Source organism: Pseudarthrobacter sp. 05T312 (genome assembly GCF_056396685.1).
This window is the reverse complement of record NZ_JBFTLY010000006.1, coordinates 1-17256: the sequence shown is the minus strand read 5'-3', so window position 1 is coordinate 17256 and position 17256 is coordinate 1. Positions and strand designations below refer to the sequence as shown.

The window sequence follows — 17256 nt, the reverse complement described above, 5'->3', positions numbered from 1 at the left end:
ACCTATGCTCCCGGTACCTATGAACTGAGCGGCACGTTGTCGATCAGGCGGACCGGCCCCACCTTGGCCGCGATGAGCGCCAGGGCCTCGCCACGGAAGGGTGTTTCCCGGCAGTTCTCGGCAAGCGGCTCAAGCGTGGCCGGATCCACCACATCGAAATAGTCCAGTTCCACCAAAGGCTGGGATTCCACCATCGCCAGCGCGGAGTCGAGGTCCAGCGGCTCATGGGCGTGCGCCCTTTCCTCCAGCAGCCGCAGGGCCCTGGACAGGACCAGCGCGGCGTCCCGCTCGGCATCGGACAGGAAGCGGTTCCGGCTGGACAGCGCCAGCCCGTCCGTTGCGCGCACCGTAGGCACGCCCACGATCTCCACCGGGAAGTTCAGGTCGGAAACCATCCGCCGGACCAGGGCCAGCTGCTGGGCGTCCTTTTGCCCGAAGTAGGCCCGGTACGCAGGCAGGTTGCCGCCGGCAGAATCCGCGGGGCCGGCGGGAAGGCCGGCCGCCGGCATGCCGTAGTGCAGCAGTTTGGCCACCACAGTGAGTGCGCCGTCAAAGTGGCCCGGCCGCGAGGCGCCCTCCCACTTATCCCCCAGGCGCCCGGAAGTGATCCGCACGAGGGGCTCACCACCGGGGTAGACCTCCTCCACGGAGGGCGCGAACGCCAGGTCAACGCCCTGCTCCTCGAGCAGGGCGAGGTCCGCGTCGAGCGTCCGCGGGTAGCGGTCCAGGTCAACGGCATCGCCGAACTGCAGGGGGTTGACGAAGATGCTGGCCACCACCACATCGTTCTGCTCGACGGCGGTGCGCGCCAGCGTTGCGTGGCCTTCGTGGAGGGCGCCCATGGTGGGCACAAGCCCCTGGGAGACACCCTGTTTCGCGCCGAGCAAACGGGCGCTTTCGGCTTTCAGGCCGGCCAAGGTGGTGACGAGTTGAATGGGCATTCAGTCTTCCTTCGGATCGAGGGCCTCGCGCAGCCCCTTCAGCTGGTCGGGTTTCAGCAGGCCGCGCCCTTGAGCGCGCAGGGCAGTGGCGCGGGCCATCGCAAGGTAGGCCTCAAGCACGTCCCCATGCCCGCCGCCGTCGAACTCCCGCAACGCCTCAGCGTGCGCACGCACGGTGCCCACGTCACCGCGGGCCACGGGCCCGGTCAGCGCAGACTCCCCCGAGGCCAGCGCGTTTTCCAGGGTGGCGCGCAGCAGCGGCCCCAGCATGCGTTCGGGCGATTCCACTCCCACCTCGCGCAGGAGCTGCGACGCCTGTGCCACCAGGGTGACCAAGTGGTTGGAACCATGGGCCAGGGCCGCGTGGTAGAGCGTCCGGTCCGCCTCGGCAATGGCCACGGGCTCCGCCCCCATCTCCACCACCAGCGCCTGCGCGATGGGGAGCATGGCGGCATCGGCCGTCACGCCGAAGGTGCAGTCAAGCAGCCGGGTGAGGTCAAGGCTCATGCCCGTGAACGTCATGGCCGGGTGCAGCGCCAGCGGAACCGCACCGGCGGCACGGACCGGATGCAGTACGCCCACGCCGAACCGGCCCGAGGTATGGGCCACGAGCTGTCCCGGCTGCCAGGCGCCAAGCTTCGCCAGCCCCTCCACCAAGTTCGGCAGGGCGTCGTCGGGCACCGCCAGCAGCACCAGTTCGGCACGCTCCACGATGTCCTGCACTTCCAGGACGGGCACTCCGGGGAGCAGCGCCTCGGCCCGGTCCCGGCTGGCGTCGGACACGGCCGAGACTCCGACGACGGCGTGTTCGGCGGCGCGCAGGGCCGCACCGAGCACGGCGCCCACCTTGCCGGCACCGATGATTCCGACGCCGAGGCGTCCGGGCTTAGCCATGCTGCTGGCCTTCCTGTTGGTAGTGGGTGCGGGCTTCACTGGCTGGCGTCCCGGAATGCGGCGTCCCGGAATGCGGCGCTCCGGGAACCGGTGTGCCCGGCACGGCCGCAGGTTCCACTGTCGGAGCAACCTGCCGCAACCATTGTTCGGTGGTTTGCCGCTTCCTGGCCAGCCGGGCCCGCGCGGATTGGTCATCGAAGAGCTGCCGGGCCTCGTCCAGTCCCGCCTGGCTCAGCCTCGGGGCCACGGGACCGGCCGTCGTGTGCAGGACCAGGTCGGCCACCCGGAACCGCCGCGCCACCGGCCCCTGCTGGATCGCCAGTGACTGCGTGCGTTGGTGTGGCACCAGCACCAGGTCCCGCCACCAGCGCCCGGAACGAATCAGCAGTGCTGTGTCCGTGGCGGCAAATCCGTTCCGGCGCCATGCCAGGGGCGCCAGCAGCCAGGCCCGCCGCGGCGTGGTGGTGAAGCCGCCGCCGGAATCCTTGCCACCGAGTCCGGCGGCAAACACCTCAGCAGGCCGTTCGGTTCCCGGGTCTGGCAGGACCAGCGAGAGCATGGCCATGACGTCCGCGAACTTCCCGACCGGCAGGAGGATGGTCCGGGTGTTCCCTTCCGCGGCGTTGCCGGACGTCCCGTAGCCGGCGGCGTTCACCTGGATCCGGTACCAGCCGAAGGGACGCCACAGTGGCGGCTGGGCGATCTTCACTGCCTGGATCCGGCCCGGCGGAAGTGTCTGCGCCTGGGTGTCCAGCAGCCCATACCGCAGCCGGATGCCGTCCGGTGAGACGGCGGCGGTGAAGTTGTAGCCCTTGTTGAAGAAGTTCCAGTAGCTGGCGGCAAGGCCCAGCGCTGCGGGTACCAGGTAGAAGTAGAAAGCGCGGTTGTCCGTCAGCGCGGACAGGACCACGGAAGCGAAACCGCCCACCACAATGAAGAAACTTTGCTCGCTCAGCAGGAGCGATCCGATAAGGCGCGACGGCGGCACGCGAAGTACCTGGAGTTCCGGTGCCTCGGGTGCGGGCGGCCCGAAGGACGCCGCCGACGGGCTGCCGGGACCTGGAGGCCCCGCGGCGTCGAATCCGGCGGCCGGACCCGCACCGAAATTTGTTTCAGCCCCGGAGGCCCGGGCAAGAATGGTGGCGCGCAACTGGCGGGCGTCGTCGATCCGCAAATAGGCAAGCCGCACCGCTGATTCGCCGGCGTCGGCAACCTCGAACTTGAGTTCGGCCAGCCCAAAGATGCGGGCCAGCAGCGGCTGCACGATGTCAATGGCCTGCACCCGGTCCAGGCGTGCCTGCCGGTGCTGGCGGAAGAGGAGGCCGGTGTTGACCCGGACATAGCCGCCGGAGACCTGGTACTTGGTGAAGTACCAGGTCAGGACGAACCCCAGGACTGCCACAGCCAGTACCGCGGCACCGCCGCCGAGGAGCCACGGCGCACGGCGGGCAAACCCGTCCTCGAACACTGGTTGGCCCTGGAGCGTCCGCTCAAAGAGGTCGCGGCCAAAGAAGAACGTGATGGCGGCCAGCGCAACCCAGCCGCGGACGAACGGCGAGGCAGGATGCACGCGCAGCCACTCGCCGTCGGACGTTCCGTGGCTTTCCGGTGTAGCGGCAGGTGGGAGCGGAGCCGCTCCGGGCAACGGGCCGTCAGTGGTCACAGTCCTGCCAGCCTGGCTTCGCCGCGCGCGGCCAGCTGCTCGCGGAGCCGCGCCCCTTCCGCTGCCGGGAGGCCGGGAATGCGCGCGTTGGTGCCAGGGGATGCCGTATGGAGCTTCACGGTGCACAGGCCCAGCCCGCGCTCCACCGGCCCCACCGCGATGTCCACATACTGCATGCGGCCGTAGGGGACGGCCATGATGCGCTGGAAGAAAATGCCGCTCCTGACGAGGAGGTCCTCGTCGCGCTCGGCGTAGCCAATGGCCCGGACCTGCCGTGGGATGAGAACCAGACGCAACAGGGCGACCAGCAGGGTAACGGCCGGAACGGTGACGGCCAGCCACAGCGGCGGCCACCGCCACCATCCCAGGAGAACTAACACCAGCGGCGCGGACAGGACCAGCACCGTAAGGACGTTGGCCAGCGCCCACTCCACCAGCCGGACCGTCACGTACTTAGGGGAAACCCGCTGCCAGGCAATACCGGGCGGGTCAATCGCCTCGGTACGCATACTCGCCTTCCCCGGCGGCCTCACCGCGGGCGGCGCGGCCCTTCTTCCCGTCGGTACCGGGGGTTTCGCCGTCCTCCGGGGGAATCCTGCAGAACCGCTCGACGAGGAGTCCCACCACGATCATCACCAGGCCGCCGCCGGCCATGGCAAGGGCAAGCCAAGTGATGCCTTGGTCGCTGCGCAGGCTCCAGATCCGCAGCTGGTCAAGGAAAATGCCTGCGTGCCAGCCCAGCAGCACCGTCCCGGCGTACGCACACGCCTGCGCCAGGACCAGGGTCCGGGCGGCCAGCAGGGGGTCAAGCTGCGTCTTCTTCGCCTTGCTGTTGGGCTGGTGGCTGTTCCGCCACCTCAGGATCCGGATCCCCAGGATCAGGGTAATGACGACGATGACGCCCATCGTGGCAAGGGCGGTGGAGGGCAGGACAGGGGTGGCCATGCTGAACCGGCTGGTGACAACCGTGGCCGACCAGCCCGCGATGGCAAGAATGACGCAGATCAGCAGCAAACGCAGCGGGTTGATGGGCTTCATCGCTCGTCCACAGCTCCCGCCGTGGGCAGGCCGTCAAAGTCCCCAAAACCGTCGAACGGGGCAAGATCCTTGAAGTCGTCGGCCTGGACTGCCAAGGTGCTGATCCGTTCGCCGTTCAACGTGGCGCCGGGTTCGATGAGGGACCACGGATAGAGGACGAAAGCGCGTGATGCTGCGCGGGGGTGCGGGATGGTCAGGACGGGATCGTCGCTGCGGAGCTCGCCGTAGGTGATGATGTCGACGTCGAGCGTCCGCGGTCCCCAGTGGACCTCGCGGACCCGGAGGTGCTTGTTCTCCACGGCCTGGCAGTGTTCCAGCAGTTCCGCAGGGGTGAGGATGGTTTCCACGGTGATGACCATGTTCAGGAAGTCCGGCTGGCCGGAAGGTCCGCCCACCGCCTTGGTCTGGACGATGGGCGAGACGGCGAGGAGCCGGACCTCCGGCGGATCCACCAGGTCCGCCACGGCCTCGGTGAGGGTCTCATTCCGTTCCCCAAGGTTGCTTCCCAGGGCCAGCACAGCCTTGGTGTAGATCCCGTTCATGCTTGTGCCCTGGCCGGCGCAGCGGCGGCGCGAGCCCGGTGGACCGTCACTGCCACGTCCCCGAAGGGAACCTCAATGGGGGCCTGCGGTTTGTGGACCGTGATGTCCACGGCTTGAAGCGCGAATTCGGACAGGAGGCTGTCGGCGATCCGCACCGCGAGTGCCTCAATGAGGTTCAGGGGCTCCCCGGTGATCCAGTCGGTAATACGCTGCGCCACCTCGCCGTAGTGGGCGGTGTCCCGGACGTCGTCGGACTGCGCGGCACCGGTGAAGTCCAGGTAGAGCACGGCGTCCACAACAAAGGGCTGGCCCTCCCGGCGTTCGAAATCGAAGACACCGTGGTGGCCGACGGCCGTCACTCCGGTCAGCGTAATCCTGTCCATGGGTCCCCCGGCCCTATTGCGTTTTAGGTACGGCTTGTGTCGAGGGTGCCGCCGCCATGCGCGCCGCCACCTTGACCGCGTCAAGGCTGGAGCCGACATCGTGTACACGCACAGCCCATGCCCCGCGGCTGGCGCTGATCGCCGTGATCGCGGCCGTGGCAGCGTCCCGCTCGTCCGGAGCGGCGGACTTTCCGGCGACGGTCAGGAGGGTGCCGAGGAAACGCTTGCGGGAGGCGGCCACCAGGACCCTGTGCCCCAGGCTGTCCAGCTGGTCCAGGTTTTGCAGCAGTTCCCAGTTCTGGGCGTCGTTCTTGGCGAACCCCAGGCCCGGATCGATGATGATCTGTTCCTGGCTGACGCCTGCGACGTAAAGCTTGTCCCGCAACCCGGCCAACTCCGCCACTACTTCCCCTGCGACGTGCGTGTATTCGGCGAGCGAGTTCATGGTCCGGGCGTCGCCCCGGCGGTGGGTGAGGACGTAGGGCGCCTTTGAGGCTGCCACAAGCTCCACCATCTCGGGTTCGATGGTCAGTCCGGAGACGTCGTTGATGATCGCGGCACCGGCCTTGAGGGCAGCGGCTGCCGTGGAGGCGTGCGTGGTGTCGATGCTGACCAGGGCGCCGGCCTTCACCAACGCTTCGATCACAGGCAGCACGCGGCGCTGCTCTTCATCCGGGGTCACGTCGTCGGCGCCGGGCCGGGTGGACTCGCCCCCGACGTCGATAATGTCAGCGCCGGCGTAGAACATCCGCAGGCCGGCCGCGATGGCGGTGTCCGCCGTCGCGTGCTTGCCGCCGTCGCTGAAGGAGTCCGGGGTGACGTTCAGGATGCCCATGACCAGGGTGCGGCCGGTGGGCAGGTCTTCGAAGCGCGCGGCCGGCCGCGGCTTGCGCAGGATGGGCAGCGGGGATGTTGCGGGCCCCGTTCCGGGGGCTGCAGCGAGTGTATCCATGGTCTGTGGTTACCTTCCGAGGATGAGGCTCATGGCTTCGGCACGGGTGGCCGGGTCATGAAGCTGCCCGCGGACCGCACTGGTGACGGTCTTCGCTCCGGGCTTGCGGATGCCGCGCATGGACATGCACATGTGCTCGCATTCGACAACGACGATGGCACCGCGGGGTCTGAGGTGCTGCACCAGCGCCTCGACGATTTCGGTGGTCAGCCGTTCCTGCACCTGGGGGCGGCGGGCGTAGATGTCCACTAGCCGGGCCAGCTTGCTCAGCCCGGTCACCTTGCCGTCATGCGAGGGAATGTACCCGACGTGGGCCACCCCGTGGAACGGCACCAGGTGGTGCTCGCACGTGGAATAGAACGGAATGTCCTTCACCAGGACCAGTTCCTCATGGTCCAGGTCGAAGGTGGTGGACAAGACGTCCGCCGGATCATGGTGCAGCCCGGCGAACACCTCCGCATAGGCCTTTGCAACCCGTTTGGGGGTGTCCACGAGGCCGCCGCGGTCCGGGTCCTCGCCGATGGCAAGGAGGATCTCACGGACGGCCGCCTCAATCCGTGGCCGGTCCACCTTTTCGCTCTTGGAGTGGTGGGAACCGGCCTCCGCCGGGTAGGCGGCGGAGGCGGAAACGTCGTCGTCGTCGAAGGAAGTCACAGGGAAAGCTTAGCCGCGAAGGGTGTCAGGCCCCGAGTCGGGGGTGCCTCCATGAAACGGAGCGTCTTCCGGAACGCCCTGCGAATGCGGGGGCTGGGCGTCCAGCGGCTCGTCCAGCCGGGCCTTCTTGGCTTCCTCCTGTGCTTCGCGCTCTGCCCGCTCCCGGCGGCTCTCCACCGGCCCGGTGAGCTGCACGGCACGGGTCTCCTTGGACAGCCACACCTCGCGGAAGTCACGCTTGCGCACGTCACGGAAAATGTCGGCAATCTCGGCCTGGTTGAGGGTTTCCCGCTCCAGCAGTTCCAAGGCCAGGATATCCAGGATGTCCCGGTTTTCGGTGAGGATTTCGTAAGCCTCGTCATGCGCCTGCTCGATCAGGCGGCGGACTTCCTCATCCACGACATAGGCAATCTGGTCCGAGTAGTTGCGCTCGTGCCCGGCGTCGCGGCCCAGGAAGGGCTCACCCCCGCCCTGGCCCAGGCGCACGGCGCCGACGCGTTCGCTCATGCCGTATTCGGTGACCATCTTGCGTGCGGTGCCGGTTGCCTTTTCGATGTCGTTGGAGGCGCCGGTGGAGGGATCGTGGAACACGATTTCCTCCGCCACCCGGCCGCCCATGGCGTAAGCCATCTGGTCGAGGAGTTCGTTGCGGGTCACGGAGTACTTGTCGTTCTCCGGAACCACCATGGTGTACCCCAGGGCCCGGCCGCGGGGAAGGATGGTGATCTTGGTGACCGGCGCCGAGTTCCGCAGGGCAGCCGCCACCAGGGCGTGGCCGCCTTCGTGGTAGGCGGTGATCTTGCGCTCGTGTTCCTTCATGACGCGGCTGCGCTTCTGCGGGCCGGCCATAACGCGGTCAATGGCCTCGTCGAGGGCACGGTCGTCAATCAGGTTGGCGTTGGAGCGGGCCGTGAGCAGCGCGGCCTCGTTCAGGACGTTGGCCAGGTCCGCACCGGTGTAGCCAGGCGTCTTCTTGGCAACGGCCTTCAGGTCGACGCCGGGGGCCATCGGCTTGCCCTTGGCGTGGACCTGCAGGATCTGGTCGCGACCAATCATGTCGGGCGCGTCCACACCAATCTGGCGGTCGAAGCGTCCCGGACGCAGAAGGGCCGGGTCCAGGACGTCAGGCCGGTTGGTGGCGGCAATAAGGATGACGTTGGTCTTGACGTCGAAGCCGTCCATCTCTACCAGGAGCTGGTTGAGGGTCTGCTCGCGTTCGTCGTTGCCGCCGCCGATGCCAGCGCCGCGGTGCCGGCCGACGGCGTCGATCTCATCCACGAAGATGATGGCCGGCGAGTTGGCCTTGGCCTGTTCGAAGAGGTCCCGGACGCGGGAGGCGCCGACGCCGACGAACATTTCCACGAAGTCGGAGCCCGAAATGGAGAAGAAGGGGACCCCGGCCTCGCCTGCAACGGCGCGGGCCAGCAGGGTCTTACCAGTACCGGGCGGGCCGTAAAGCAGCACACCCTTGGGAATCTTGGCGCCGACGGCCTGGAACTTGGCCGGTTCCTGCAGGAATTCCTTGATTTCCTGCAGTTCCTCCACAGCTTCGTCCGAGCCCGCGACGTCGGCGAAGGTCACCTGCGGCATGTCCTTGCTGACCATCTTGGCCTTGGATTTGCCGAACTGCATGATCTTGGAGCCGCCGCCCTGCATGCGGGTCATCAGGAACCAGAAGAGTGCGCCCAGCAGGATCACGGGGATCAGGAGGGAAAGCAGGCCTGAGAACCAGTTGCTTTCAATCGGCTGGTCCGTGAAGCCTTGGGCCGGCTTGGCGTCGGTGACAGCCTTCACCACGTCCTGTGCGCGGGCATCCACGAAGAAGAACTGGACGCTCTTGCCTTTGTCCTGCCCGTTCACCTGCAGGTTGTCCTTCAGCGTGAGGTCAACGCGGTTCTCGCCGTCAAAGATCTTGGCCTGCTCCACCTTGTTGCTGGAGAGCAGTTCAAGGCCTTTGTCCGTGTCGATCCGGGCCGCACCGCCGGGGGCGAGCGTTGCAAAAGCCACGAGGAGCAGACCGACCACAACGACGATCCAGATGCCCGGGCCTTTGAAGAAGTTCTTAGCTTTCATCTGTTCGGGGGCTGGCCCCGTCCCTTCCGGTAGTGCTTCACGGCGAGTAGTCTGCGCGCGTGATGGTGCTGCGTCAGCTTCTAGCTATACACCGTCCGGAGTAAATCACGCATAGCGAAAAGCAAAAGTTCCCTGTGGGCGTAGCGGCCCGGTCCCTCCGCCGCCGGGCGCACGGAAGGGTGTGCGCCGGGCGGTGCGGGCCGGGGCTTTCCGCGGCCGGCGCCTACTCGTAGACGTGCGGGGCCAGGGTGCCTACGAAGTCCAGGTTGCGGTACTTCTCGGCGTAGTCCAGGCCGTAGCCCACCACGAATTCGTTGGGGATGTCGTAGCCGACGTACTTGACGTCGATCTGAACCTTGGCGGCGGTGGGCTTGCGGAAGGCGGTGCAGATTTCCACGGAGGCCGTCCCGCGGGATTCCAGGTTGGTCTTGAGCCAGGACAGGGTCAGGCCGGAGTCGATGATGTCCTCGACGATCAGCACGTCCTTGCCCATCAGGTCGGTGTCCAGGTCCTTGAGGATCCGCACCACGCCGGAGGACTGGGTGCCGGAGCCGTAGGAGGACACGGCCATCCAGTCCATGGAGATGTGGCTGTGCAGCGCCCGGGCCAGGTCAGCCATGACCATCACGGCACCCTTGAGGACGCCAACGATGAGGATTTCGCGTCCCTCGTAGTCCTTGTCGATCTGCGCGGCGAGTTCGGTGATCCGCTGCTGGATCTGTTCCTTGGTGTAGAGAACGTGCTTGAGATCTGCCTGGACGTCGTTTGAATCCACCAATGGCTCCTGTTTAGATGCGGGGTGCGACTATTTTGCGGGCGGTTTTTGAGGCCGGAATACTAGCTTCCCACAGCGCGCGGGTTCGCGGGGAACGGAACCGGCGGCGCCCCGGGCCCCTGCAGCGGCAGTGTCCTTCGATTCCTCCAGCTGCGCGAGCGACAACCGGTACACCGCCACTCCGCCGGGAAGCTCCACGGGACCGGCTGAACCTTGCCGCCGCAGCAGTGCCTCCGCCGCCAAAAGGCGCCGGTAGCTGGGCTGCTGGCCGCCGGCGTCGGCCGCTGCCTTGGCGATGACGCGGAACCTGATGGCAGGCGCCAGCGCGCGCAGCTCCTCCTCCGGCAGGCTCAGGTCCCTGCCTTCCCGCTCCACCAGGGAGGCGTACGTGCTTTCCGCCACATCCTCGAGGTAGTCGGCGTCCAGCTGGAGGATGGCAGCGGTTCGGGCCAATGATTCGGCGACGCCGGGACCCAGTTTTTCCTCGAGGTGCGGGAGGACTTCCACCCGGGTCCGCGACCGGGCGAAGGCGGGGTCGGAGTTGGTGGGATCGTGCCAGGGATCCAGCTCCTCCACGGCGCAGATTTCTTCCGTGTCCGCCCGCCGGAGCTCCAGGAAGGGGCGCAGGAGGACGGCATTTCCGGTTCCAGGACGGGCCGGCCGCATACCGGCCAGGGACCGCGTGCCGGAGCCGCGGGCCAGGCCCAGCAGTACTTGCTCCGCCTGGTCGTCCAGGGTGTGGCCCAGCAGCACTGCCTGCGCGCCCTGATCTGTGGCTGCAGCCTCCAACGCGGCGTGCCGGGCTTCGCGGGCGGCGGCCTCGGGGCCCATTCCGGCGCCGGCCACCGTGACGGTACGGATTTCCACCGGCTGCAGGCCCAGGTCCTGCAAGGCTTCAGCCGTGCGGGCGGCGACATCCCCGGACCCCTCCTGCAGCTGGTGGTCCACCACCACGGCGCCGACGGTCAGCGGGTGGCCGTCCACGTGGCCGCGGCGGGCGAAGTGGGCGGCCACGGCGGCGAGCGCCAACGAGTCCGGTCCGCCGCTGCAGGCTACGAGGACGTGGCGGGGATAGCCGGCGCCGGCCAGGGCGTTCTGCAGCAGTTTGCGCGCAGTGCCGACGACGGGCGCCAACCTGCCGGGCCGTCGTCGGCCGCTCCGGGCGCCCTGTGCTTCAGCCGCCGGGGCGCCCACCGGTACCTCTGAAGGCAACTAGAGGCCCATCCGGTCGAGCCACAGCTTGGCATCGTGGATTTCGGGCTCGGTGGGAAGGTGGTCCACCGAGTCCCACACCTTGTTGAAGCCCTTCATGCCGGCCACGTCCACCACGGCGCGGACAAAGCGGGCGCCGTCCGAGTACTGGCGCATCTTGGCGTCCAGGCCCAGGAGGCTGCGGATGAACTTCTCGATCACGCCGCGGTCCTTGCCGCGGTCGTTGAAACGCTGCCGGATAGTCTTCACGGAAGGCACGATGCTGGCGTCCACGGCATCCATCACCACATTCGCGTGCCCCTCGAGCAGGCTCATCACAGCGGTGAGGTGCGAGATGGCGGCCTTTTCCTCGGGATCCTGCAGCAGGTCCAGGATGGCGCCGCGGCCCGGCGCGTTACCACTGGCGGAACGGTCCTTCAGTGAACGCGCGGCAGCTGAGGCACGCTCCATCAGGGAGTCGACGTTGCCCAGGAGGTGCCCGCTGAGTTCGTCGATTTGCTCCAGCATGTGGTGGCGCAGCCACGGTGCCGCCGCGAACTGCACCCGGTGCGTCTGCTCGTGCAGGCACACCCAGAGCCGGAAGTCCTCCGGGGCGACGTTGAGTTCGCGTTCCACCGAGATGATGTTTGGTGCCACCAGCAGGAGCCGGCCTGCGGCAGGGGCGGTGGAGTTCTCCGCGAGGGCTGCAAAGGGATCGTATTGGCCCAGGACTTTGCTGGACAGGAAGGCGAGGACGGCGCCCAGCTGGCTGCCGGTGATGGCGCCGCTGACCTGGGCGGCCGCGGGGCTGAGGTTTCCGCGGCGGGTGTCAAGCATCTTTTGCATGGCGGGCTTGAGCATTACCGCGAAGCTTTGGGTGTTGGCCTTGGCCCAGGATGCCCGGTCCACCACCAGCACGGAGGAATCGCGAAGGTCTCGGGCCGCTTCCAGCCCGGTGATTTCGTGGACATGGGGAACGGATGCGTCAGCGAGCCGGCGCAGGCTGTCCACCGCCTCGCCGATGGCTTTTCCGTCGAGCACGGGTCCGGCCGGAGCCAGCCGCGCCGCGGCAGAGGCAGCGAGGTCCCAGTTGATCAGGGCCTGCGCCTGGTTGGACTGGGCTTCCGGGGACAACGTCGGTGCGGACTCGCGCGCAGTGGACTCCATGGTTCCCATCAGAACACAGCAGGCCGGGGATCGTCCTTAAGTTCGCTGACCGGCGAAACTTCCACAGCCCCTGCACAGGGAGGCGAAAGCGCTGTCCCAGTCCGGACCCGCACAGTGGAAACCACGAAACATCCCGCCCGCACAGGAGCGGCCCTTACCCGCATGGGCGTTGCCGCCCCGCACCGTCTATGCGGGGCAGGGCCGCCCATGCGCTTCACCGCCGGGCCATCCCCACCGAAGGAGGACACCATGATCCCCTACCGTCCCATCGCTCCCCTGACCGTCGGTCCGCGCAAGGGCTGGAAGTCGGTGCTGGCCGCCGTCGTCATGGCCGCACTGCTTGGCACCACCGCACCGTCCGCTATGGCTGCAGTTCCGGCGCCCGCCGCCGCGTCAGCCGCGGAGGCGGCACAGCCGGGAACCGTCCCCGCAACGGAGCGCCGCGCGGAGTAGGCAACCCTACCGGCAGCCGCAGCCTGCCAGGGCGGTGGCTGCCCGGTCCAATGCCACCTTGTTGCCGGCAGCTCCGGGCGTCAGTCCGTTGCCGATGAAGGAGAACACCAGGAGCCGTCCGTCTGCGTCAACCACATAGCCGCTGAGCGCCAGCACCGTGTTCAGGGTTCCGGTCTTGGCGCGGACCAGCCCGGCGCCGCCGGAGGTGGTGGAGTCCCCGTAGCGGGTGTCCAAGGTGCCGGACAGTCCGCCCACCGGGAAACCGTCCAAGGCAGAGCGGAGCCTGGTATCAGCGCCGGTGGTCATGGCGCGCACCACGTCCGTGAACTGGCGGGCCGTGACCTGGTTGCCCATGGCCAGCCCGCACACATCCACCAGCTTCACGGCGTCCGGGGTGACCCCCGCTGCCGCCAGTTCGGCGGTGACTGCGGCCGTGGCGCCATCGTTGCTGCCGGGCCGGCCAGTGGCCACCGCCGCCATCCGGCCCATGGTCTCGGCCAGGTAGTTGTCCGAGACCTGCAGCATCAGGTCCACCTGTTCGGCCACGGTGGCCGAGTCAACCCTGGCCAGGACGGCAGCACCGGCCTTGGCCGCGCCGGCTGAACGGTCGACGCCGGCCGCGACGGTCAGTCCCGCTCCGGCACCAGCTGCCTGGAGCCGTGCCGCGAATTCCTGCGCTGCGGACATGGCCGCATCCTGGGGGCGGGGACCGGTGGTGACGGCTGGGTCGAACCGCGCGGAGTTGAGCGCCAGCGGGTAGAGCGGGGCGATTTCGCCGGCTTCCACGTCGCCGGACAACCAGTTGGGATTCAGTGCAGGGCCGGTGAAGAGGGAGTCGTCCACCAGCACCTTGATGTCGCCGGTGGTGCCGGCGGCCTGCAGGGACTGCATGGTCAGGGCGGCAAGCGTGGCCAGGCCGGCATGGCCCAGTGTCTGCCCGGGCTGCGATTCCCCTGCCCCCAGGAGGACGTCTCCGCCGCCCACCAGGACCACCTGGCCGGGAGCAGGGCCCTGCACCACCTTGGTGGTGAACCGGTGGTCCGGTCCCAGGGTGCGCAGCGCGGCCACGGCAGTCAGCAGCTTGAGGTTCGACGCCGGCACCCGGCCTTCCGAGCCACCCCGGTCAAAGAGGACCTGGCCCGTGAGCGCGTCCTGCACCATGCCTGTGAAAGTACCGCCGCCGTCGGCCGTGAGTACCGGTTCCACCTGCGCCGCCACGGCAGACGCTGCGGGCACCGGGGCCGAAGGCTGGAGGGGTGCAAGCACCTGCGGGGCGGACAGTGTGGCGGGGGCCTGCTGCCAGGCCGGCGCAGGGATGGCCGGCGCCGGGGCCTCCGGTCCGCGGAACCCAGGAGCAACAAGCAGTGCCGCCGGAAGGGCCAGCGCGAGCAGGACCAGGGTGGCCAGGACCAGGTGCCAGGGCTTCCCTGCCTCCCGGGCCATGCTGCCGGAGCGTCGGAAACGCCGGTCGCGCAAACGTTCCCCGCCGGGTGGTGTGGTCATGCTGGTGCCGGTCCTCAAGTCCTGAAATTTCCCCACAAGTTCCTGATTCCAGGGCCTCTCGCTATATCCTCAATTGTAGTCGGCGGCACCGACACGCTTTTTGATAGGCCCGTCCTGTGTGCCGCGCACCCCCTGCAATTGCCGAGGAGCATTCCCATGAAGCACGACGTGACCATCGAGATCCCCAGGGGATCACGCGTCAAGTACGAAGTTGACCACGAGACCGGCCGCGTCCGCCTGGACCGCGTCCTCTTCACCTCCATGCAGTACCCCACGCACTACGGGTACTTCGAGAACACCCTCGGCGAGGACGGCGACCCGCTGGACGCACTGGTGCTCCTGCAGGACTTCGACCTGCACCCGGGCGTCATCGTCGAATCCCGCCCCATCGGCGTGTTCAACATGACCGACGACGGCGGCGGAGACGCCAAGATCCTATGCGTGCCGGTGGACGCCCGCTTTGACCACATCCAGGAAGTCAGCGACGTCAACGAGTTCCTGATCAAGGAGATCGAGCACTTCTTCACCCGCTACAAGGACCTGGAGCCGGGCAAGTGGGTCAAGGCCGAGGGCTGGGGCGACCGCGCCGCAGCCGAAGCCGAGCTGGAAGCCTCCATCAAGCGCTACGTCCCCACCGGACACTAGTTTTCTTGGTGGTTGAGCTTGTTGAAACCTTGGGGTTCTGACAAGCTCAACCACCAGTACGACGGCGGGTGCCCGGCTTTCCGAAGCCGGGCACCCGCCGTCGTTGTTTCAGGAAGTTATGGCAGGGTGGGGCTGTGAATTCCGAGCCAGCCGTGACGTCCCAGCTTCTGTTCCATCCCCCGTGCGGGCCCGTCAGCGGCTGGCGTGACGGCGACGTTGTGCGTGCCTCCGGCATTCCCTACGCCCGGGCCCCGCGTTTCCAGGCGCCGGTACCGGTCCGGGACTGGACCAGCGAATATGCCGCCACGTCCCCCGCTCCCGCATGCCCGCAGGCGCCGGTCCCGTTCCTGGACGACGTCTTGGGCACGAAATACGGCGAGCTTCCGGGCAGCGAGGACTGCCAGAACCTTTCCATCACCCTGCCCGTCCGTCTGGAACCGGATGAGAAGCTGCCTGTCATGGTCTGGATCCACGGCGGCTCCTACACCACGGGCTCCGGGGACCTCGCCATCTTCGACCCTGCACGGCTGGTGGCCGAAGACCGGGTGATCGTGGTCTCGGTGACATACCGGCTTGGACTGTTCGGCTTCCTGGCCACACCTGCAGGGCGGCCCGGCAACCTGGGGCTCCTGGACCAGCTTGAGGCCTTCCGGTGGGTGCAGCGGAACATCGCCGCGTTCGGGGGCGATCCCGGCAGGGTCACTGCGTTCGGCCAGTCCGCCGGAGGCGACGCGATCGCCCACCTGATGGCCACACCCGAGGCTCCAACCCTTTTCCAGCGCGCCATCATCCAAAGCGCTCCACTGGGCATCACCCGCGGCCGGGCGAAGATGAACCAGGCCATGGGAATTGCCGCGGACGGCGTCACGGAACAGACCCCTGCCATGGACGTGGTGGCGCTCGAAGCAGAGGTGACACAGGTGGCCAAGAAGTTCGGGATGTTGGCCGCCATGCCTTTTGGCACCCAGTACGGCCATGATCCGCTTCCCGCGGAGTCCGTCATCGAGGCCGCCTGGAACCGGACGGCCCCCGCCATCGAGGTGCTGATCGGCCATACCTCCGAGGAAGCCCGGCTGTTCCTTCCCCGCAGCCCGCACCTGATGCGCCTGGCCGCGGTTCCGGTGGTGGGCAAGGCCGCCGTGCGCGCCATCGACTGGCTGGTGACCGAAACCGTGTACGGCCGGGCCACCCGAAGGTTTGCGCGCCGGCATGCCAAAGCGGGCGGGAAGGCGCACCGGTACGTCCTGGACTGGCATGCACCCGGCAACATCTTCGGCGCCGCCCACACCATCGACCTGCCGCTGCTGCTGGGAAACCGCAAGACGTGGGACGGCGTGGGCCTGATCGCCGGCGCCCGCTGGGAGGATGTGGACATGACCGGCAGGGCGGTGAGGTCATTGTGGGCCGGTTTTGCCCGTGGTGATGACCTGGGCGAGGCCGGCGCAGTGGACGGCGCCCTGCACTACCGGCGGATCTGACAGCCCATGAGGACCCTTGGCGTGGACCTGGCGGCGGCCACCAAGAAGACTGCCGTGGCCGTCATCGACTGGACCGAAGACCGGGCCCGGCTGGCCCACCTGGCCCTGGACGTGGACGACGAGGAGATCGTGGAGCTGTTCGGCAGCTGCGACATGACCGGCGTCGACTGCCCCGTGGGCTGGCCGGACGCCTTGATCCCGTTCCTCACCGGCCACCTCAACTTCGACGCCGCGCCCGTCCTGGAACATGACGGCATCGCGGGCCGGCGGCTTCTTGCGTACCGGGACACGGACCGGTTCTGCACCGCCCGGACCGGCCTGATTCCGCTGAGCGTTTCCGCGGACCGGCTGGCGCACCCTGCCATGCGCTGCGCGGTGATCCAGGCAAAGATCGCGGCGGTGTACGGGCCTCAGCTCCGGGACGGCTCGGGCCGGCTTGCCGAGGTGTACCCGGCGGCATCACTGAAGATCTGGGGCCTCAACGGCCGGGGTTACAAGGGCCGCGGCATCCCCGAAGCCGAACGCCTGGGCCTCCTGCTGGCGGCCCTCGAGGAGCAGGCCCCGTGGCTGGACCTCGGCGCGCACCGGGACCGGATTACCGCTTCGGACGACCTGTTCGACGCCGTCATCGCCTCGCTGACCGCCCGGGCCACAGCCCGCCGTCGGACGATCCTGCCCGATGATGCCCACGCGGAAGCTGCCCGCAGCGAAGGCTGGATCCACCTGCCCTCCTGCACGCTGGACGACCTCCCGCTCTAGGAGACTGCTGAACTAATCGGCGGATGTGGGCGCGTCGACTGGACTGGTGGGTCTGGTGGTTAAGACTGGTCTTATGCAGGGACGCGAGGACGCGCAACGCGGGTATTTGGATGTGGAGGCATTGGCCGGGGAGTTGTTGGCTCCG

At 68.0% G+C, this 17256-nt stretch carries 18 protein-coding genes; 4 read left to right on the top strand and 14 right to left on the bottom strand.

The genetic code is table 11. The features are described 5' to 3' along the window. Positions 1-17: 17 nt before the first annotated feature. The 13 genes from AC1DIP_RS10295 to AC1DIP_RS10235 all read right to left on the bottom strand — a co-directional run bounded on the left by AC1DIP_RS10295 (position 18) and on the right by AC1DIP_RS10235 (position 12273). Positions 18-941: a 4-phosphopantoate--beta-alanine ligase gene (locus AC1DIP_RS10295; protein WP_477733663.1), complete on the bottom strand. Its 924-nt coding sequence runs from the start codon at positions 939-941 to the stop codon at positions 18-20. Next, a complete protein-coding gene (locus AC1DIP_RS10290) occupies positions 942-1835 on the bottom strand; it encodes a Rossmann-like and DUF2520 domain-containing protein (RefSeq protein ID WP_477733662.1) in 894 nt (297 codons plus the stop codon). After that, positions 1828-3498 carry a PH domain-containing protein gene (locus AC1DIP_RS10285; RefSeq protein ID WP_476208535.1) on the bottom strand — a complete coding sequence of 557 codons (1671 nt, stop codon included), beginning with the start codon at positions 3496-3498 and terminating at the stop codon, positions 1828-1830. The genes AC1DIP_RS10290 and AC1DIP_RS10285 overlap by 8 nt, the downstream gene beginning before the upstream one ends. Then, positions 3495-4007: a PH domain-containing protein gene (locus tag AC1DIP_RS10280; RefSeq protein WP_476208533.1), complete on the bottom strand. Its 513-nt coding sequence runs from the start codon at positions 4005-4007 to the stop codon at positions 3495-3497. The genes AC1DIP_RS10285 and AC1DIP_RS10280 overlap by 4 nt, the downstream gene beginning before the upstream one ends. Continuing rightward, a complete protein-coding gene (locus AC1DIP_RS10275; protein WP_476208531.1) occupies positions 3988-4536 on the bottom strand; it encodes a DUF3180 family protein in 549 nt (182 codons plus the stop codon). The genes AC1DIP_RS10280 and AC1DIP_RS10275 overlap by 20 nt, the downstream gene beginning before the upstream one ends. Further along, positions 4533-5078 (bottom strand): 2-amino-4-hydroxy-6-hydroxymethyldihydropteridine diphosphokinase, encoded by a 546-nt coding sequence (gene folK / locus AC1DIP_RS10270; protein WP_477733661.1) that lies wholly within the window; start codon positions 5076-5078, stop codon positions 4533-4535. Before folK ends, AC1DIP_RS10275 begins: the two co-directional genes overlap by 4 nt. After that, a complete protein-coding gene (gene folB / locus AC1DIP_RS10265; RefSeq protein ID WP_477733660.1) occupies positions 5075-5461 on the bottom strand; it encodes a dihydroneopterin aldolase in 387 nt (128 codons plus the stop codon). The genes folK and folB overlap by 4 nt, the downstream gene beginning before the upstream one ends. 13 nt (positions 5462-5474) lie before the next feature. After that, entirely contained in the window at positions 5475-6413 is a 939-nt protein-coding gene (folP, locus tag AC1DIP_RS10260; protein WP_477733659.1) for a dihydropteroate synthase, read from the bottom strand. A 9-nt stretch (positions 6414-6422) separates the two neighbouring features. Then, positions 6423-7067 (bottom strand): GTP cyclohydrolase I FolE, encoded by a 645-nt coding sequence (folE, locus tag AC1DIP_RS10255; protein ID WP_476208524.1) that lies wholly within the window; start codon positions 7065-7067, stop codon positions 6423-6425. A 9-nt stretch (positions 7068-7076) separates the two neighbouring features. Further along, positions 7077-9140 (bottom strand): ATP-dependent zinc metalloprotease FtsH, encoded by a 2064-nt coding sequence (ftsH, locus tag AC1DIP_RS10250; protein WP_476208522.1) that lies wholly within the window; start codon positions 9138-9140, stop codon positions 7077-7079. A 223-nt stretch (positions 9141-9363) separates the two neighbouring features. Then, positions 9364-9915: a hypoxanthine phosphoribosyltransferase gene (hpt, locus tag AC1DIP_RS10245; RefSeq protein ID WP_141158593.1), complete on the bottom strand. Its 552-nt coding sequence runs from the start codon at positions 9913-9915 to the stop codon at positions 9364-9366. Between the two features lie 30 nt (positions 9916-9945). Then, positions 9946-11019 (bottom strand): tRNA lysidine(34) synthetase TilS, encoded by a 1074-nt coding sequence (gene tilS, locus AC1DIP_RS10240; RefSeq protein ID WP_477733779.1) that lies wholly within the window; start codon positions 11017-11019, stop codon positions 9946-9948. 108 nt (positions 11020-11127) lie between these two features. Next, positions 11128-12273: a zinc-dependent metalloprotease gene (locus AC1DIP_RS10235; protein WP_477733658.1), complete on the bottom strand. Its 1146-nt coding sequence runs from the start codon at positions 12271-12273 to the stop codon at positions 11128-11130. 249 nt (positions 12274-12522) lie between these two features. Here AC1DIP_RS10235 and AC1DIP_RS10230 point away from each other — a divergent pair, with 249 nt between their 5' ends. After that, on the top strand, positions 12523-12726 hold the full coding sequence (locus AC1DIP_RS10230) for a hypothetical protein (protein WP_476208518.1): 204 nt from the start codon (positions 12523-12525) through the stop codon (positions 12724-12726). A 6-nt stretch (positions 12727-12732) separates the two neighbouring features. Here AC1DIP_RS10230 and dacB read toward each other — a convergent pair whose 3' ends face one another. After that, on the bottom strand, positions 12733-14169 hold the full coding sequence (dacB, locus tag AC1DIP_RS10225; protein ID WP_477733778.1) for a D-alanyl-D-alanine carboxypeptidase/D-alanyl-D-alanine endopeptidase: 1437 nt from the start codon (positions 14167-14169) through the stop codon (positions 12733-12735). Between the two features lie 216 nt (positions 14170-14385). Here dacB and AC1DIP_RS10220 point away from each other — a divergent pair, with 216 nt between their 5' ends. From AC1DIP_RS10220 to AC1DIP_RS10210, 3 genes are all read left to right on the top strand, one after another. After that, the gene (locus AC1DIP_RS10220) at positions 14386-14874 is read left to right on the top strand and encodes an inorganic diphosphatase (RefSeq protein ID WP_214939237.1); all 489 of its coding nucleotides are present in this window, start codon (positions 14386-14388) and stop codon (positions 14872-14874) included. A 134-nt stretch (positions 14875-15008) separates the two neighbouring features. Next, positions 15009-16352 carry a carboxylesterase family protein gene (locus tag AC1DIP_RS10215; RefSeq protein WP_477733657.1) on the top strand — a complete coding sequence of 448 codons (1344 nt, stop codon included), beginning with the start codon at positions 15009-15011 and terminating at the stop codon, positions 16350-16352. Positions 16353-16358: 6 nt separating this feature from the next. Next, a complete protein-coding gene (locus tag AC1DIP_RS10210) occupies positions 16359-17111 on the top strand; it encodes a DUF429 domain-containing protein (protein ID WP_476208514.1) in 753 nt (250 codons plus the stop codon). The last annotated feature ends 145 nt before the right edge of the window (positions 17112-17256 follow it).

Coding starts and splice junctions, on each gene's coding strand:
- folB (WP_477733660.1), bottom strand. CDS start 5,461: ATGGACAGGATTACGCTGACCGGAGTGACGGCCGTCGGCCACCACGGT.
- folK (WP_477733661.1), bottom strand. CDS start 5,078: ATGAACGGGATCTACACCAAGGCTGTGCTGGCCCTGGGAAGCAACCTT.
- AC1DIP_RS10295 (WP_477733663.1), bottom strand. CDS start 941: ATGCCCATTCAACTCGTCACCACCTTGGCCGGCCTGAAAGCCGAAAGC.
- AC1DIP_RS10220 (WP_214939237.1), top strand. CDS start 14,386: ATGAAGCACGACGTGACCATCGAGATCCCCAGGGGATCACGCGTCAAG.
- folP (WP_477733659.1), bottom strand. CDS start 6,413: ATGGATACACTCGCTGCAGCCCCCGGAACGGGGCCCGCAACATCCCCG.
- AC1DIP_RS10210 (WP_476208514.1), top strand. CDS start 16,359: ATGAGGACCCTTGGCGTGGACCTGGCGGCGGCCACCAAGAAGACTGCC.
- dacB (WP_477733778.1), bottom strand. CDS start 14,169: ATGGCCCGGGAGGCAGGGAAGCCCTGGCACCTGGTCCTGGCCACCCTG.
- AC1DIP_RS10290 (WP_477733662.1), bottom strand. CDS start 1,835: ATGGCTAAGCCCGGACGCCTCGGCGTCGGAATCATCGGTGCCGGCAAG.
- AC1DIP_RS10275 (WP_476208531.1), bottom strand. CDS start 4,536: ATGAAGCCCATCAACCCGCTGCGTTTGCTGCTGATCTGCGTCATTCTT.
- AC1DIP_RS10280 (WP_476208533.1), bottom strand. CDS start 4,007: ATGCGTACCGAGGCGATTGACCCGCCCGGTATTGCCTGGCAGCGGGTT.
- ftsH (WP_476208522.1), bottom strand. CDS start 9,140: ATGAAAGCTAAGAACTTCTTCAAAGGCCCGGGCATCTGGATCGTCGTT.
- AC1DIP_RS10235 (WP_477733658.1), bottom strand. CDS start 12,273: ATGGAGTCCACTGCGCGCGAGTCCGCACCGACGTTGTCCCCGGAAGCC.
- AC1DIP_RS10230 (WP_476208518.1), top strand. CDS start 12,523: ATGATCCCCTACCGTCCCATCGCTCCCCTGACCGTCGGTCCGCGCAAG.